Origin of the sequence: Kitasatospora sp. NPDC087314 (genome assembly GCF_044744365.1) — a bacterium.
Lineage (GTDB): Bacteria > Actinomycetota > Actinomycetes > Streptomycetales > Streptomycetaceae > Kitasatospora.
In genome coordinates, this window is the sequence record NZ_JBIUYE010000001.1 from 247,498 (window position 1) to 263,111 (window position 15,614).

The 15,614-nt window shown below is 73.8% G+C and carries 15 protein-coding genes; 11 read left to right on the forward strand and 4 right to left on the reverse strand.

What is annotated here, in order from left to right; genetic code table 11:
• Positions 1–26: 26 nt before the first annotated feature.
• The 5 genes from ACIO5E_RS01140 to ACIO5E_RS01160 all read left to right on the forward strand — a co-directional run bounded on the left by ACIO5E_RS01140 (position 27) and on the right by ACIO5E_RS01160 (position 5,880).
• The gene (locus ACIO5E_RS01140; protein WP_400662048.1) at positions 27–1,289 is read left to right on the forward strand and encodes a sensor histidine kinase; all 1,263 of its coding nucleotides are present in this window, start codon (positions 27–29) and stop codon (positions 1,287–1,289) included.
• Entirely contained in the window at positions 1,286–1,963 is a 678-nt protein-coding gene (locus ACIO5E_RS01145) for a response regulator (RefSeq protein ID WP_400662050.1), read from the forward strand. Before ACIO5E_RS01140 ends, ACIO5E_RS01145 begins: the two co-directional genes overlap by 4 nt.
• Before the next feature lie 301 nt (positions 1,964–2,264).
• The gene (locus tag ACIO5E_RS01150) at positions 2,265–2,543 is read left to right on the forward strand and encodes an SHOCT domain-containing protein (protein ID WP_400662053.1); all 279 of its coding nucleotides are present in this window, start codon (positions 2,265–2,267) and stop codon (positions 2,541–2,543) included.
• Entirely contained in the window at positions 2,540–3,295 is a 756-nt protein-coding gene (locus ACIO5E_RS01155; RefSeq protein WP_400662055.1) for an ABC transporter ATP-binding protein, read from the forward strand. Before ACIO5E_RS01150 ends, ACIO5E_RS01155 begins: the two co-directional genes overlap by 4 nt.
• Positions 3,292–5,880 (forward strand): FtsX-like permease family protein, encoded by a 2,589-nt coding sequence (locus ACIO5E_RS01160; RefSeq protein ID WP_400662058.1) that lies wholly within the window; start codon positions 3,292–3,294, stop codon positions 5,878–5,880. Before ACIO5E_RS01155 ends, ACIO5E_RS01160 begins: the two co-directional genes overlap by 4 nt.
• A gap of 79 nt (positions 5,881–5,959) precedes the next feature.
• Here ACIO5E_RS01160 and ACIO5E_RS01165 read toward each other — a convergent pair whose 3' ends face one another.
• From ACIO5E_RS01165 to ACIO5E_RS01175, 3 genes are all read right to left on the reverse strand, one after another.
• Positions 5,960–6,844: a metallophosphoesterase family protein gene (locus ACIO5E_RS01165; RefSeq protein ID WP_400662061.1), complete on the reverse strand. Its 885-nt coding sequence runs from the start codon at positions 6,842–6,844 to the stop codon at positions 5,960–5,962.
• Positions 6,845–7,053: 209 nt separating this feature from the next.
• The gene (locus ACIO5E_RS01170; RefSeq protein WP_400662064.1) at positions 7,054–7,356 is read right to left on the reverse strand and encodes a DUF4190 domain-containing protein; all 303 of its coding nucleotides are present in this window, start codon (positions 7,354–7,356) and stop codon (positions 7,054–7,056) included.
• Positions 7,357–7,390: 34 nt separating this feature from the next.
• Complete coding sequence (locus ACIO5E_RS01175) at positions 7,391–7,546, reverse strand: hypothetical protein (RefSeq protein ID WP_350593115.1); 156 nt, start codon at positions 7,544–7,546, stop codon at positions 7,391–7,393.
• Between the two features lie 159 nt (positions 7,547–7,705).
• Here ACIO5E_RS01175 and ACIO5E_RS01180 point away from each other — a divergent pair, with 159 nt between their 5' ends.
• The 6 genes from ACIO5E_RS01180 (at position 7,706) to ACIO5E_RS01205 (ending at position 14,633) form a co-directional block, all read left to right on the forward strand.
• A complete protein-coding gene (locus tag ACIO5E_RS01180; RefSeq protein ID WP_400662066.1) occupies positions 7,706–8,335 on the forward strand; it encodes a TetR family transcriptional regulator in 630 nt (209 codons plus the stop codon).
• A 131-nt stretch (positions 8,336–8,466) separates the two neighbouring features.
• Positions 8,467–9,399: a serine protease gene (locus ACIO5E_RS01185; protein ID WP_400662069.1), complete on the forward strand. Its 933-nt coding sequence runs from the start codon at positions 8,467–8,469 to the stop codon at positions 9,397–9,399.
• A 321-nt stretch (positions 9,400–9,720) separates the two neighbouring features.
• Positions 9,721–11,205, forward strand: coding sequence for a S28 family serine protease (locus tag ACIO5E_RS01190; RefSeq protein ID WP_400662072.1), 1,485 nt, complete (start codon positions 9,721–9,723; stop codon positions 11,203–11,205).
• A gap of 137 nt (positions 11,206–11,342) precedes the next feature.
• Positions 11,343–12,101, forward strand: a complete 759-nt coding sequence (locus ACIO5E_RS01195) for a TetR family transcriptional regulator (RefSeq protein WP_400662074.1) — start codon at positions 11,343–11,345, stop codon at positions 12,099–12,101.
• Positions 12,085–13,719, forward strand: a complete 1,635-nt coding sequence (locus ACIO5E_RS01200) for an acyl-CoA dehydrogenase family protein (RefSeq protein ID WP_400662077.1) — start codon at positions 12,085–12,087, stop codon at positions 13,717–13,719. The genes ACIO5E_RS01195 and ACIO5E_RS01200 overlap by 17 nt, the downstream gene beginning before the upstream one ends.
• Positions 13,716–14,633, forward strand: a complete 918-nt coding sequence (locus tag ACIO5E_RS01205; protein ID WP_400662079.1) for an amidohydrolase family protein — start codon at positions 13,716–13,718, stop codon at positions 14,631–14,633. The genes ACIO5E_RS01200 and ACIO5E_RS01205 overlap by 4 nt, the downstream gene beginning before the upstream one ends.
• A 59-nt stretch (positions 14,634–14,692) precedes the next feature.
• Here ACIO5E_RS01205 and ACIO5E_RS01210 read toward each other — a convergent pair whose 3' ends face one another.
• Complete coding sequence (locus tag ACIO5E_RS01210; RefSeq protein WP_400662082.1) at positions 14,693–15,583, reverse strand: inositol monophosphatase family protein; 891 nt, start codon at positions 15,581–15,583, stop codon at positions 14,693–14,695.
• Positions 15,584–15,614: the final 31 nt, after the last annotated feature.

The following is a 15,614-nucleotide window of genomic DNA, read 5'->3' on the forward strand; positions in this document are numbered from 1 at the left end:
GGCGGCGCGGGTCTAGCCTTCCGGGCATGATGCCGCCCACGTCCCCGCCGACGGAAACGCCGGGCCCGCCGCCGCATTCCCCGGGCCCGCGACCGCCCTCGGGGGAGCCGCCCGAGCCGTGGCGCCCGCCGTGGGTGCGGGCGGCCGACGCGGGCCGGCCGCTCGGGCTGGCGGCGGCGGTCGCCGTGGTCCAGGTGGTCGGGTCGACGTTCGCCGGGCGGAACCAGGGCGGGCGGGTCCCGCTGGACGCCGTCGGCTACCTCCTGCTGCTGATCGGCCCCGCCCTGCTGGTGCTGCGGTGCCGTCGGCCGGTCGTGGCGGTGGTCGGCACCTCGGTGGTGACGGCGGCGTACCTGGGCGCCGGGTACCCGTACGGGCCGGTGTTCGTCAGCTGGCTGATCGCCTGCTGCACGGCGATCGGCTCCGGGCACCGCCGGGTGGCCTGGGCGGGCCTGGGCGGGGTGTACCTGGTGCACGTCCTGATCACCTTCGCGCTGCCGGCGGACTGGCAGCGCACCCCGCCGTCCGCCTTCTCCTGGCAGGCGGAACTCGGTCTGTTGGCCTGGCTGTTGCTGGTGGCCGCGGGCGCCGAGCTGGTCCGGTTCCGGCGCGAGCGGATCGCCGCCCACCGGGCCTACCGGCAGCAGCTGGAGCAGCGCCGGGCCAACGAGGAACGGCTCAAGATGGCCCGGGAGTTGCACGACATCCTGGCGCACAGCCTGTCGCTGATCAACATCCAGGCGGGGGTCGCGCTCGCCCTGCTGGACCGGCGGCCGGAGGAGGCCCGCACCGCGCTGGTCACCATCAAGTCGACCAGCAAGGAGGCGCTCGGCGAGGTCCGGCAGGTGCTCGCGACGCTGCGCGGGCCGGAGGCGGCGCCGCGCGGCCCGGCCCCCGGTCTGGACCGGCTGGACGAACTCACCGACCAGGCCGACCGGGTGGGCCTGGCCGCCGAGGTGCAGGAACGCGGCGAGCGGCGCGCGCTGGCCGCCGGCGTCGACCTCACCGCGTTCCGGATCGTCCAGGAGGCGCTGACCAACGTGATCCGGCACTCGGCGGCGCGGCAGGCGGTCGTCGTCCTGGACTGGACCGATCCGGCCGCGCTGGTGGTCCGGGTCGAGGACCCGGGCCCGGCGGTGTTCGGCGACGCCGGCGGGTCGGGCAGCGGGCTGGCCGGGATGCGGGAACGGGCGGCCGCGTTCGGTGGCACCATCACGGCGGGGCCGCTGCCGGGCGGCGGCTTCCGGGTCCGGGCGGAGCTGCCGACACCGAAGGTGGAGAGTGAGTGATTCGGGTACTGCTGGCGGATGACCAACTGCTGGTCCGGGCCGGGTTCCGGGCCCTGCTGGACCTGCAGGACGACCTCGCGGTGGTCGGCGAGGCGGACGACGGCGAGGCGGCGCTGCGGCTCGCCCGCGAACTCGTGCCGGACGTCGTGCTGATGGACGTCCGGATGCCGCGGATGGACGGCCTGGAGGCGACCCGGCGGATCGCCGAGGACCCTGCGCTGTCCTCCGTACGGGTGGTCGTGCTCACCACCTTCGAGCTGGACGAGTACGTCTTCGAGGCGCTGCGCTCGGGGGCGGCCGGCTTCCTGGTCAAGGACACCGACCCGGCCGACCTGCTGCGGGCCATCCGGGTCGCGGTGGCGGGGGACGCGCTGTTGTCGCCGGGGGTGACGCGGCGGCTGATCGGCGAGTTCGCGGCCCGTTCGAAGGCGCCCGAGGCGGCGCCGGGCGGGCTCTCGGACATCTCCATGCTGACCGAGCGGGAGCGGGAGGTGCTGGCGCTGGTCGGGATGGGGCTGTCCAACGAGGAGATCGCCCGGCGACTGGTGGTCAGCCCGCTGACGGCGAAGACGCATGTCAGCCGGGCGATGGTGAAGCTCGGGGCCCGGGACCGGGCGCAACTGGTGGTGCTGGCGTACGAGTCGGGGCTGGTGCGGCCGGGCTGGCTGGGCTGAGGGTCCGCCGTGCGGCGGCGCGCCGGGCTGCCGGGTCCCGCTGCCTGCGCGCCTGCCGCGCCGTGCTGCCTGGTCCCGCTTGCCTGCCGCGCCGTGCTGCCTGCCCGCCGCGCACCACCCGGTGGTCCTGCCCGACCGCTCTACTTCCGGCCCGGCGTGTCGCGGCCAACCCGTACTCTCCCGGGAGTACCCCAACTGCCGCTGCTGGTAGGACGCGTGATGAGGCCGCTTGGCGGGACGCTCTGGTCACCTCGGGAACCGCCCGAGGTCTGGAGGCCCACCGCCGAGGAGATGAACCACCATGTACACGCTGCTGGCCGATTGGGGAGGGCACGGGCCCGGTCCCTGGATCCTGCTGATCCCGCTGGTATGGATCGCCGTGGTGGTCCTGGTGATCACCGTGCTGCGCCGGACGCTCTGGCGGCGCGGCTGCGGAGCCGGGGCCCGGGCGGACCACCCGCTGGCCGTCCTGGGCCGCCGCTACGCCGAGGGCGACATCGACGCCGAGGAGTACCGCGCCAAGCGTGCCGTGCTCAGCGAGTCGCCGCGGGACCAGTTCCGAGGGGGTGCCGGGAAGTGACCACACTCGACCTCGTCCGCGGAACCGCCGCCCGGGTCGCCGACGCCGTCAAGATCTACGGCGTCGGCGGCACCGAGGTCCGCGCGCTGGACCACGTGACGGTGGAGTTCCCGGCCGGGCGGTTCACCGCGATCATGGGTCCGTCCGGCTCGGGCAAGTCCACCCTGATGCACTGTGCGGCCGGGCTGGACACGCTGAGCGCGGGCAGTGCCCGGATCGGCGACGTCGAACTCGGCTCGCTGAACGACCGGCGGCTCACCCTGCTGCGTCGGGAGCGGATCGGCTTCGTCTTCCAGGCCTTCAACCTGGTGCCCACGCTCACCGTCCGGGAGAACATCACCCTGCCGCTCGACCTCGCCGGGGCGGCCCCCGACGAGGACTGGTTGGTGGCGCTGATCGACGTCGTCGGCCTCGGCGACCGGCTGCACCACCGCCCGAGCGAGCTGTCCGGCGGCCAGCAGCAGCGGGTCGCGGTGGCCCGGGCGCTGGCCGGGCGGCCGCAGGTGGTCTTCGCCGACGAGCCGACCGGCAACCTGGACTCCCGCTCCGGCGGCGAGGTGCTCGGCCTGCTGCGCCGCGCGGTGGACGAGATGGGCCAGTCCGTGGTCATGGTCACCCACGACCCGACGGCCGCCGGCCACGCCGACGAGGCGCTGTTCCTCGCCGACGGGCGGCTGGTGGACCGGATGGAGCGGCCCACCGCCGGTCTGGTGCTGGACCGGATGAAGGCCTTCGAGCGGGGGCGGTCATGACGTCGACGAGCCCGCTGACGGTCGTGGCCAGGCTCAGCCTGCGCTCGCTGCGCGCGCACAAGCGGCGGCTGGCCGGCACCTTCCTGTCCATCCTGCTCGGGGTCGGCTTCCTGACCGGCACCATGGTGCTGGGCGACACCCTGCGGGCCAACTTCGACACCCTCTTCGCCGATGCGAACGCGGGCACCGACGTGGTGGTCCGCAGCGCCGACGTGCTGGACTCCCCGGGCACCGCCGGCGGCGTGCGGGCGCCGGTGGACGCGGCGCTCGCCGATCGACTGCGCGCCGTCCCCGGAGTGGCGGCCGCCGAGCCGTCCGTCCAGGGCGCGGGCCAGCTGGTCGGCGCCGACGGCAGACCGATCGGCGGGCAGGGGCCGCCCACCCTCGCGGGGAACTGGCTCGCCGACGGCCGGCTCAACCCGTACCGGCTGACCGAGGGCCGGGCGCCGGCCGCCCCGGGCGAGGTGGTGGTGAACCGGGGCGCGGCGAAGAGCGGCGGGCTGCACCTCGGCTCCACCACCGTGCTGCGCACTCCCGATCCGGTGCCGGTCACCGTTGTCGGCATCGCCACCTTCGGGGCGAGCGCGGACGGCATGGGGCCGAGCACCTTCACCGCGCTGACCTTCGCGGACGCCGAGCGTCACCTCACGCCCAGGGGCGCGGGGCAGGCCAGCTCCATCCAGGTCCGCGCGGCGGGCGGGGTCACGCAGCAGGAGCTGGCCGCCCGGATCACCCCGCGGCTGCCGGCCGGCGTCCAGGCGATCACCGGCACTGCGGCCACCCAGGAGAGCACCCAACTGCTGTCCGGGCGGTTCCTGGGCATGTTCACCACCCTGCTGCTGGTCTTCGCCGGGATCGCCCTGCTGGTCGCGACGTTCTCCATCCACAACACCTTCGCCATCGTGGTCGCCCAGCGCACCAGGGAGAACGCGCTGCTGCGGGCGCTCGGCGCGGTCCGCGGCCAAGTGCTCGGGGCGACGCTGGCGGAGGCGCTGGCGGTGGGTCTGTCGGCCTCGCTCGGCGGGCTGTTGGGCGGGATCGGCGTGGCGGCCGGGCTCAAGGCGCTGTTCTCGGCGCTCGGTTTCGCCCTGCCGACCGGCGGCATGGTGATCAGGGCGGCCGCCGTGGCGCTCCCGCTACTGGTCGGGACGCTGGTCGCGGTGGGCTCGGCACTGCTGCCCGCCGTTCGGGCCGGACGGACGGCTCCGCTGGCGGCGCTGCGGGACACCGGCGTGGACCGGGCGGCCCAGGGGCGCGCGGGCGCTGCCCGGGTGCTGCTCGGCGGCCTGCTCCTGGCGGGCGGCGTGCCGGTCGCCGTCCTCGGCGCCACCGACGGCCCGTCGGTCGCGCTGACGGCGGGCGGGGCGCTGGCGGTGCTGGCGGGGGTGGTGGTGCTCGGGCCGGTCGCGGCGGCGTTCGCGGTCCGGACGCTGGGTGCGCCGCTGCCCCGCTTGCGCGGAGTCTCCGGCCTGCTGGCCCGGCGCAACGCGGCGCGCAACCCGCGCCGGACGGCCGCCACGGCGAGCGCGCTGATGATCGGGGTCGCGGTGGTGACGCTGTTCACCGTCTTCGGCGCGTCGATCAAGGCCACGCTGGACGCCACGGTGAGCAAGTCCTTCGCGGGTGATCTGGCCGTCACCACCTCCTCGTTCGGGGCCGGCGGCAGCGGGATCAGCCCCAAGGTGGCGGACACGCTCGCCGGGCTCCCCGAGGTTCGGCAGACGGTCGGGCTCGGCCGGGGAGTCGCCCGGATCGACGGGCTGGGTCGGACACTGGACGTCACCGACCCGGCCCGACTGTCCGGCATCGTCGACCTCGGCCGGGTGGACGGTTCGCTCGACGCGCTCGGCGTGGACGGCCTCGCGGTCTCCCGCAGCGAGGCGCAGCAGCGCGGTTGGCGGCTCGGACAGGCCGTCACCGTGGGCTTCACCGACGGTACGAGCGGGCCGTTCACCATCCGCGCGCTGTACGAGGGCGGCGGGCTGGCCGGCGACTACCTGATAACCCGCCAGGCCTGGGCCCCGCACCGGGGGCAGGACGCGGACACCATGGTCGCGGTCGGGCTGCGCGGTGGCGTCTCCCCGGGCGCGGGGAAGGCGGCGGTGGAGAAGGCCCTGGTCCCGTTCGGCAGCCCGCAGGTACAGGACCGGGACGCGTACGCGACGAGCGCGGCCTCCGGCGTCGACATGATGCTGTCGGTGGTCTATGCGCTGCTGGCGCTGGCGGTGCTGATCGCACTGCTGGGCATCGCCAACACGCTGACGCTGGCGGTGTACGAGCGGACCAGGGAGCTGGGGCTGCTGCGGGCCGTCGGACAGACCCGGGCCCAGCTGCGCGGCATGGTGCGCTGGGAGTCGGTGCTGGTGGCCGCGTTCGGGACGGTCGGCGGGCTCGGGCTCGGGGCCTTCCTCGGCTGGGCGCTGGTCCGGGCCTCGGACAGCGCGGGGACGGGCTCGTTCGCGATACCGCCGGGGCAGCTGACCGTGGTGCTGGCGGCCGGGCTGCTGGCGGGCGCGGTGGCCGGGCTCCGCCCGGCGGGCCGGGCGGCACGGCTGGACGTCCTGCGGGCGATCGCGGCGGAGTGAGAGCGCTGGGTGAGAGCCCAGGGAAAGGAGAGCCGGATGCACCGGAAGGAGGCCCACCGTCCCCGCCCGGCCCGGGTGGTCAGGACGTTTGGGCCTGCGGGAACACCTCCCGCAGCAGCGGGTCCGGCAGCCCGCGGCGGCGCCACTCGCGCGGGTAGCCGAGCGAGACCTCCTCGAAGGGGACGCCGTCGTAGCTGGTCTTCCGGGGGATGTGCAGATGGCCGTAGATCATCGCCGCGGTGTTGAAGCGACGGTGCCAGTCGGCGGTCAGCTCGGTGCCGCACCACTGGGCGAACTCGGGGTACCAGAGGATCTCGGTGGGGTGGCGAACCAGCGGGTAGTGGTTGACCAGGACCAGCGGTACGTCCGGGTCGCAGGCCGCCAGCCGCTGCTCGGTCAGCCGGACGCGCTCACGGCACCAGGAGTCGCGGTCCGGGAACGGGTCCGGGTAGAGCATCCGCTCGTCCGCGCAGACGATGCCGCTCTCGTAGGCGGCTGCCAGGGACTCCTCCTTGGTGGTCGTGCCAGGCGCACGGAAGGAGTAGTCGTAGAGGAGGAAGAGCGGGGCGATGCGGACCGGTCCGCCGGCACCCTGCCAGAGCGGGTACGGGTCCTCGGGGGTCACGACGCCGAGGCTTCGGCAGAGCTCCACCAGGTGGTTGTAGCGGGCCACACCGCGCAGCTGCACCGGGTCCTCGGGGTGGGTCCACAGTTCGTGGTTGCCGGGGGCCCACACCACGCGGGCGAAGCGTTCGGCGAGCAGCCCGAGCGCCCACTCGATGCTGGTGGTGAGCTCGGCGACGTCCCCGGCGACGAGCAGCCAGTCGTCGGGGGTGCTGGGTTGCAGCTTCTCCACCAGGTCGCGGTTCTCCTGGTAGGAGATGTGCAGGTCGCTCACGGCGAGGAGCCGCCCGCCCGCCCCGGTCGGCTCCGACGGCGCGTCGCTGCGGTACTCGGTAGTCACTCCTGCCCCCTGTGGTCACCCGTCCGTTGTCGCCACAGTACGTGGCGGACGGGGGCCGTGGGGCGGGTTGGCGGGATCAGTCGTTCGAAGGCCGGTTCCGGCGCGGGCGCCTGACGGGTCGCCCCACCACGTAAGCCCCACCACGTAAGCCCAGCCACGTAAGCCCAGCCACGCGCGCCGAACCACCGGAAGCCGGACACGGGCCCGACTCAGGAGCCGAACTCCATGAGCACCCCGTGAGAGGTGGCAGTGGTGGTGGCGAGGATCGCCAGTGAGGCGATGCCCAGGGCCAGCCCGAGGACGGCGCGGCCGCGCCGCCGGGTGCCGCGGACCAGGGCCAGCGTGGCGAGGGTGATGGCGAGCGGCCCCAGGACGACGTTGAAGAGGAGCAGACCGGGGAGGCCGAGCAGGAAGGAGGCGACGGCCAGGTTGTCGGCCTCGCGGGCGTCGCCGTGGGCCTCGTCGTGGGCGTCGCTGCGGGCGCCGCTCTGACGGTTCGTGACAGTGCTCATGACGGTGGCGGGTCCTCTCTGGGAAGCGGCCGGGTCAGCGCTGCCGCAGCCGGGCGAGGCCCTCGCGGGCGCCGAAGGCGAGCAGCCAGGCGGTGATGGCGGCGGAGGCGGTGAGGAAGACGGGGAGCGAGGTGTGCGCGGCGGCGCCGATCAGGACGCCCATGGCGACCAGCGCGGAGAACAGGATCACGGCGGGCCCCTCCGGCCGTGGCAGTACCGGCCCGATGTCGAGCTCGGCCCGGTACCGGCACCGGCCCGGTGTCGATTTCGGTTGACAAGTGTTCACTGACTTCGGCCTCACTCTACGCCCGACTGGCCAATTTCGGCAAACACTTGTTTACTGAATGGCGTGAGTCACACCGTTGGGGCCAGACAGGCCCAGAAGCAGCAGAGTCGGCGGGCGTTGCTGGATGCGGGCCTGCACCTGCTGGCCGATCAGAACCTGGCGAGCCTGGGCGTGCGCGAGGTCACCCGGGAGGCCGGGCTGTCCCCGGCCGCGTTCTACCGGCACTTCCCGGACCTCGCCGCGCTCGGCGTGGCGCTGGTCGAGGAGTCGCTGGCGAGCCTGCACGTCATGATCCGGTCGGTGCTCGCCGAGGCGGGCGGCGCCGAGGAGCTGATCGACCGTGCGGTGGACGTCATCGAGCGGCACGTGCGCGAGCACCGGGCGCACGTCCGCTTCCTGGCGCGCGAGCGGCATGGCGGGGTCCGACGGGTCCGCGAGGCGATCGGTGCCGAACTCGGCCGTTTCGCAGCCGAGGTGGGGGAGGCGTTGGCGCTTCAGCCGGTCTCGCGCGGGTGGAGCGAGCAGGACCTGCGCATGCTCGCCGAGCTGTACGTGGACCACATGGTCTCGACGGCGTCGGCCCTGTTGGAGGCGCAGGAGTCGGATCCGGCCAGGGAGCGGCGGATCGCCGCGACCGCGCGTCTGCAACTGCGCCTGATCAGCCTCGGTCGGCGTCACTGGCAGGCGAGTTGACCATGGCTCGCCCCGGGTGGGGGCTGGAACGAGCCATTGCGGCCGGAGTGGTCTCTTGGGCATGTCTTGACTCTTGACAGTGGGTCATGTCCGCGCCAGCTTTGGTGGACCCCCACACCGAGAGGTCTCTCATGAAGAAGCCGCTCATAGGCATGCTCGCTACGCTCCTGGTCGCCGGGGCCACCGCCCTCGCCGGGGCCCTCCCGGCTCAGGCCGCGGCCCCGGAGGCCCCCACCGCCTCCGTCGAGGCCCAGGGCGCCCAGGCCCAGGGCGCCGAGCTGCAAGGCGCCCAGCCCGCGGACACCAAGGACACCAAGGCGGCCCCCCTCGCCGCCGTCACCTTCGCCGGAACGGTGGCGCTCAGCAACTGCTCCGGTTCGCTGGTCCGGATGCCGGGCTCGGCCGCGAGCGACCCGGCCCTCATCCTGTCCAACGGCCACTGCCTGGAGTCCGGTATGCCCGGCCCCGGCGAGGTGGTCCTCAACCAGCCCTCCAGCCGGACCTTCACCCTCCTCAGCTCCACCGGCGGCAAGCTCGCCACCCTGCGCGCGACCAAGGTGGTCTACGGCGCCATGACCGACACCGACGTGTCGATCTACCAGCTGAACACCAGCTACGCCTCGATCCAGTCCCGGTACGGCATCGCCCCGCTGACCGTCTCCGCCGCCCACCCCACGCAGGGCGCCTCGATCCGGGTCGTCTCGGGCTACTGGAAGAAGATCTACTCCTGCTCGATCGACGGTTTCGCCTACCGGCTGCACGAGGCCGACTGGGTCTTCAAGGACTCGGTCCGCTACACCTCCGGCTGCAACGTGATCGGCGGCACCTCCGGCTCGCCGGTGGTGGACGCGAGCACCGGTCAGGTGGTCGCCGTCAACAACACGATCAACGAGAGCGGCGAGTCCTGCACCCTCGACAACCCGTGTGAGGTCGACGAGAACGGCGCGGTGACGGTGCACCAGGGCATCGGCTACGCCCAGGAGACCTACGGCATCCCGGCCTGTTTCGCCGCCGGCAACCGATTCGACCTCACCCTGCCCGGCTGCACCCTGGTCAGGCCCTGACCGCCGTCCCGGTCGTGATCACCACCCCGCTGCCGACAGCCGCAGGGTCCCGGATCACCACCCCGCCGCCGACAGCTGCAGGACCCCTGACCACCACCACCCCGCTGACAAACGCGGAGCTCCTGACCACCACCTCGCCCCCGGCCGCCGTCCCCGCGACGGAACCGAGGCGACCCCGCTGACCAGCACCGTTCCCCGATGGGCCACCCGCGACCGGCGGGTGGCCCATTCGGCCGTCTACCAGGCGGCCGCCGCACCACCCACGCCGCAGAGTTGTGCCGACAAGGCGGCAGTCATGTCCGTTGATCCGATGGAGAGTTGATGACCACCACGCTACGCAGGCTGTTGGTTTCCGTCCTGCTGATACCGCTGCTCGCGCTCGGCGGCCTGGCGACCCCGGCGCTGGCCGCCGGTGCCCAGGGCGTCGGGGCCGCCGAGGCCGCCCACGGCCGGAGCCCCGCCGACGACCCGAACGCCGACATCAAGGACCGCCTGGCGGCGATCCCCGGGGTGACCATCACCGCGGAGCAGCCCACCACCACCGGCCACCGCTACTTCCTGGCCACCTACACCCAGCCGATCGACCACTTCCGCCCCTGGCTGGGCACTTTCCAGCAGCGCTTCAGCGTGCTGCACCGCGGCTACGACCGCCCGACCGTCTTCTACACCAACGGCTACACGCTGGGCACCACCCCGTCCCGCACCGAGCCGACCCGGCTGGTGGACGGCAACCAGGTGTCCATCGAGTACCGCTTCTTCACCCCGTCGCGCCCCGACCCGGCGGACTGGTCCAAGGCCGGCATCCGCCAGCAGGCCGCCGACTCGCACAAGCTGGTGACCGCACTCAAGCGGATCTACCAGCAGGAGTGGCTCTCCACCGGCGCCAGCAAGGGCGGCATGTCCTCCACCTACTTCCGCCGCTTCTACCCGGACGACGTCGCGGGCACGATCGCGTACGTGGCGCCGAACAACACCGATGTCAACGACTACGCCGCCTACACCGACTTCTTCCGCACCGTCGGCACCCCCGAGTGCCGGGCCGCGCTGAACGCCGCCCAGCGTGAGCTGCTGGTGCGCCGCGACCGCCTGGAGACCCGCTACGTGGCCGACAACAAGGCGGCCGGCTCCACCTTCAACACCCTCGGCACGCCGGACCGGGCGTACGAGGCGGGCGTGCTCGACGTGATCTGGGCGTTCTGGCAGTACAGCCTGGAGTCGGACTGCGCCAAGGTCCCGGTCGCGGCCACCGCGACCGACGACGAGCTGTACGCGTGGTTCGACTCGCAGTCCGGCATCACCGGCAACAGCGACCAGTCGCTGGCGAAGTACACCGCGTACTACTACCAGGCCGCCACCGAGCTGGGCGCGCCGTTCTTCGACGTCTCGTACCTGAAGGACGTGCTGCACTACGACTACAAGGAGCTGTACGCGGCCCGCTCGTACGTGCCGAAGGAGATCCCGACCACCTTCAACCCGAACGCGATGCGGGACATCGACCGCTGGGTGAAGCGTGACGCCGAGCGGATCATGTTCGTCTACGGCGGCAACGACCCGTGGGGCGCCAAGCCCTTCAAGCTCGGTCGGGGCAGTGACGACAGCTACGTCTACACCGTGCCGGGCGGCAACCACGGCTCCAACATCGGCAAGCTGCCGGCCGCCGAGTCGGCGGAGGCGACCGCCAAGGTGCTGGAGTGGGCCGGTCTGGCCGACCAGGACACCGCCCGTTCGCTCGCCAAGGCGCAGCAGATCCCGCCGTTCGGCCCGCTCGACGAGGAGGGCCAGAAGCTGGAGCGCCGCCCGCTGTAACCGCGGGGCCCGCACGCACCGGTAGCGCACCAGGAGGAGGCCGCCCCCAGTCGGGGCGGCCTCCTCGTGCGTACGGCAGGGCCGGCGGACCGGTCCGGCCCCTCCCCGAAGCAGTGAATCAGTGCTTCAATACTTCTGTGGCCTACCGACGCACCCCCGCCGTCCAAGCCCGCCTGGATGCCCAGCGCGAGACGGTGCTGCAGGCCGCCGCCCTGCTGCTCGCCGAGCGCGGCTACGGCGGCTGCACCATGGCCGCCGTGGCGGACCGCGCCGGGATCGCCACCGGAAGCCTCTACCAGCACTTCGCCAACAAGGCCGAGCTGTCCGTGCAGCTGTTCCGCCGGGTGGTCACCCGCGAGATGGCCGCCGTCAACGCGGCCGTCGCCCTCCGGGAGACTCCCCAGCAGCGGATCGCCGCCGTCGTCGAGACCTTCGCGGCCCGCGCCCTGCGCGCGCCCCGGCTGGCGTACGCGCTGCTGGTCGAACCGGCCGACGTGGTCGTGGACGGCGAGCGCCTGGTGTTCCGCCGGGCGTTCCGGGACGTGATCGCCACCGAGATCGCCGCGGCCGTGGCGAGCGGCGAACTTCCCGAGCAGGACCCGGTGCTGACCGCCGCCGCGCTGGTCGGCGCGGTCGGCGAGGCCCTGGCCGGCCCGCTCACGGCCGCACCCACCAGAGCCACCGCACCCACCAGAGCCACCGCACCCACCAGAGCCACCGCACCCACCAGAGCCACCAGCACCACCAGCACCACCGACTCCGCCAAAAGCACCGACACCGCCGCCCCCACCGAGACGGCCACCCCCACCGAAAGCGCGGTCACCACCGACGTGGTCCCCGCCCTGGTCTCCTTCACCCTGCGTGCCCTGGGAGGACGCGATGACAGCGACGCATGAGGTCACCAACCAGGTGCCCCTGCCGTACGGACACGACACCGCCGCCGATCCGACCCTGCTCGCCGCCCTGCACCGGGCCGGCGCCGGCTGGGCCGAGCCCGAACTGCGCGAACTCGGCCGCCTGGCCGGCTCCGAGCAGGCCGCCGAGTGGGGCCGGCTGGCCAACGAGAACCCGCCGGCGCTGCGCACGCACGACCGCTTCGGCCACCGCGTCGACGAGGTCGAGTTCCACCCGGCCTGGCACGAGCTGATGCGCACCGCCGTCTCGCACGGCCTGCACGCCGCACCCTGGCGGGACGAGCGGCCCGGCGCCCACTCCGCCCGCGCCGCCAAGTTCTTCGTCTGGGGCCAGGTCGAGGCCGGCCACACCTGCCCGATCTCGATGACCTACGCGTCCGTCCCGGCCCTGCGCGCCAACCCCACCCTGGCGGGCGAGCTGGAGCCGCTGCTGGCCGCCACCACGTACGACTTCGGGCTGCGCGAGCCGCGCACCAAGCGCGGGCTGATCGCCGGCATGTCGATGACGGAGAAGCAGGGCGGCTCGGACGTCCGCACCAACACCACCACCGCGACCCCGCACGCGGACGGCACCTACCGGCTGACCGGCCACAAGTGGTTCACCTCGGCGCCGATGTCCGACCTCTTCCTGACGCTCGCCCAGGCGCCGGGCGGGCTCAGCTGCTTCATGCTGCCCCGCGTCCTGCCCGACGGCGGCCGCAACCGCCTGCACCTGATGCGCCTCAAGGACAAGCTCGGCAACAAGTCCAACGCCTCCGCCGAGTTGGAGTACGACGGCGCGGTCGGCTGGCTGGTCGGCGAGGAGGGCCGCGGGGTGGCGACCATCATCGAGATGGTCAACATGACCCGCCTGGACTGCACCATCGGCGCCGCCTCCGGCATGCGGTACGGCGCCACCCGGGCTGTTCACCACGCCCTGTACCGGCGGGCGTTCGGCAGGCTGCTGGTGGACCAGCCGCTGATGCGCAACGTGCTCGCCGACCTGGTGGTGGAGTCCGAGGCGGCCACCGCCGTCGCGATGCGGCTCGCCCAGACCACCGACCTGGCCCTGGCCGGGGACGAAACCGCCACGCTGGTACGGCGGCTGGGCCTGGCGGTGGCCAAGTACTGGGTCTGCAAGCGGGGCCCGGCGCACGCCGCCGAGGCGCTGGAGTGCCTGGGCGGCAACGGTTACGTCGAGGAGTCCGGGATGCCCCGGCTCTACCGGGAGGCGCCGCTGGTGTCGATCTGGGAGGGCTCCGGCAACGTCGCCGCCCTGGACGCGCTGCGTGCCATGGCCAAACGACCGGAGACGGTCGAGGCCTTCCTCGGTGAGCTCGACGCGGCCGCCGGGGCGGACCGCCGACTGGACGCGGCCGTCGCGGACCTGCGCAAGCAGCTCACCGACCTGACCGACCTGGAGTACCGGACGCGCAGGCTGGTCGAGTCGATGGCGCTGGCCTTCCAGGGCTCGCTGCTGGTCCGCCACGGCAGCCCGGCGGTGGCCGACGCGTTCTGCGCCACCCGGCTCGGCGGCGACCACGGCGCCGCCTTCGGCACCCTGCCGTCCGGCGTCGACACCGCCGGGATCATCGACCGCGCCCGCCCGGTGCCCGCATGAGCACGGGGGAAGTGGGCGGGGTGGGCGAGGTGGACGAGGCGGCGGACGTCCGGTCGTTCTGGCAGGCCCTGGGCCTGCCCGGCCTCGTCGACGTGCACACCCACTTCATGCCGAAGAGCGTCCTCGACAAGGTGTGGGCGTACTTCGACGCGGCCGGTCCGCTCATCAACCGCCCCTGGCCGATCACCTACCGCCAGGCCGAGGCCGAACGCGTCCAACGGCTGCGGGAGTTCGGCGTCCGCGCGTTCACGTCGATGCTCTACCCGCACAAGCCCGGCATGGCCGCGTGGCTGAACTCCTGGGCCGCCGACTTCGCCGCCCGCACTCCGGACTGCCTGCACACCGCGACCTTCTTCGCCGAGCCCGAGGCGCCCGCCTACGTGGCGCGGGCGATCGAGGACGGCGCCCGGGTGTTCAAGGCGCACCTGCAGGTCGGCGGCTACGACCCGACGGACCGCCGGCTGGACGAGGTCTGGGGACTGCTCGCCGAGACCGGCACCCCGGTGGTCAGCCACTGCGGATCCGGGCCGGTGGCGGGCAAGTTCACCGGTCCCGGCCCGATCGGCGAGGTGCTGGACCGGCACCCGGGGCTGGTCCTGGTGGTCGCCCACCTCGGGATGTCCGAGTACCGGGACTTCCTCGACCTCGCCGAGCGCCACCCGGGCGTCCGGTTGGACACCACCATGGCGTTCACCGACTTCGTCGAGGCCGACGACCCGTTCCCGCGCGCCGAACTGCCGCGCCTGCGCGGTCTCCAGGACCGCGTCCTGCTCGGCAGCGACTTCCCCAACATCCCGTACCGCTACGTCCACCAGCTGGAGGCGCTGGCCGGGCTGGGCCTGGGGGAGGAGTGGCTGCGCGCCGTCTGCCACGACAACGCCGCCGCGCTCTTCGGGCTCGACCCGGCGAGCTGATCGCCGCACCACCTGATCACCGCACCGCACCACTGATCACCTGGTCACCCCACCACTGATCACCGCACCGCCCGCAGCACCCCCAGCGCGTCCGCGTGCAGCCCGGGCGCGGCGGCGAGGAAGCTGTCGGAGCCGGCCGTCCAGGCCGCCCCGGCGGCGTCCGTGACCGTCGCGCCCGCCTCGCTCGCGATCAGCGCGCCGGGCAGCAGGTTGCCCGCGTCCCGGCCGTACTCCCAGAACAGCGCCAGCTGCCCGGAGCCGACCTGCGCCACCTGCAGCGCGGTCGGCCCGAGGTTGCGCACCGCGAGTGCCGCCCCGGCCATCGCGGACAGCGACTCGCCCGCCCGGCGCAGCGCCACCGGGTCGGCGCCGACGTACGGCGGCTGGCTGGTGGCGGCGACGGCCGCCCCGAGCTCGCGCGGCAGCGGCGCGACCGGCCGCCCGTCCAGCTGCGCCCCGCCGCCGAGCACCGCCCGGTAGGTGCGCCCGCCGCGCGCTTGCCCGCCGCCCGACTCGGGGGCGTGCACCACGGACAGCACCGCCGCGCCGTCCCGGACCAGCGTCGCGGTGACCGCCCAGTGCGGCTGCCCGAGCAGGTACTGCACCGCGCCGTCGGTGGCGTCGCACAGCCACCACTCGCCCTTGGCGGGCACCGAGCCGTCCAGTTCCTCCGCCGCCCACCCGGCCTGCGGGCGCAGTGCGGTCAGCCGCTCCCGCAGCTCGGCGGCGGCCGGGCCGTCCACCTCGGCGAAGCGGGCCATGGCCTCCTCGGCGGTCCGCGCCGGGGTCGGTTCGGCGGGCCGCCGCGCCGCGAGCTTCGCCCCGACCTCGCGCGCCGCCGCCGTCACCCCGTCCGCCAGTGTCCACAGCTCCACCGTCGCCTCCGTCGCCGCCCGCACCTCCGTCGCCGCCGCCCTCGTCACCAGCGCGTCCATCGCCACAGCCTCCATCGCAGCAGTCCCTCCACTCCGGCCGGACTCC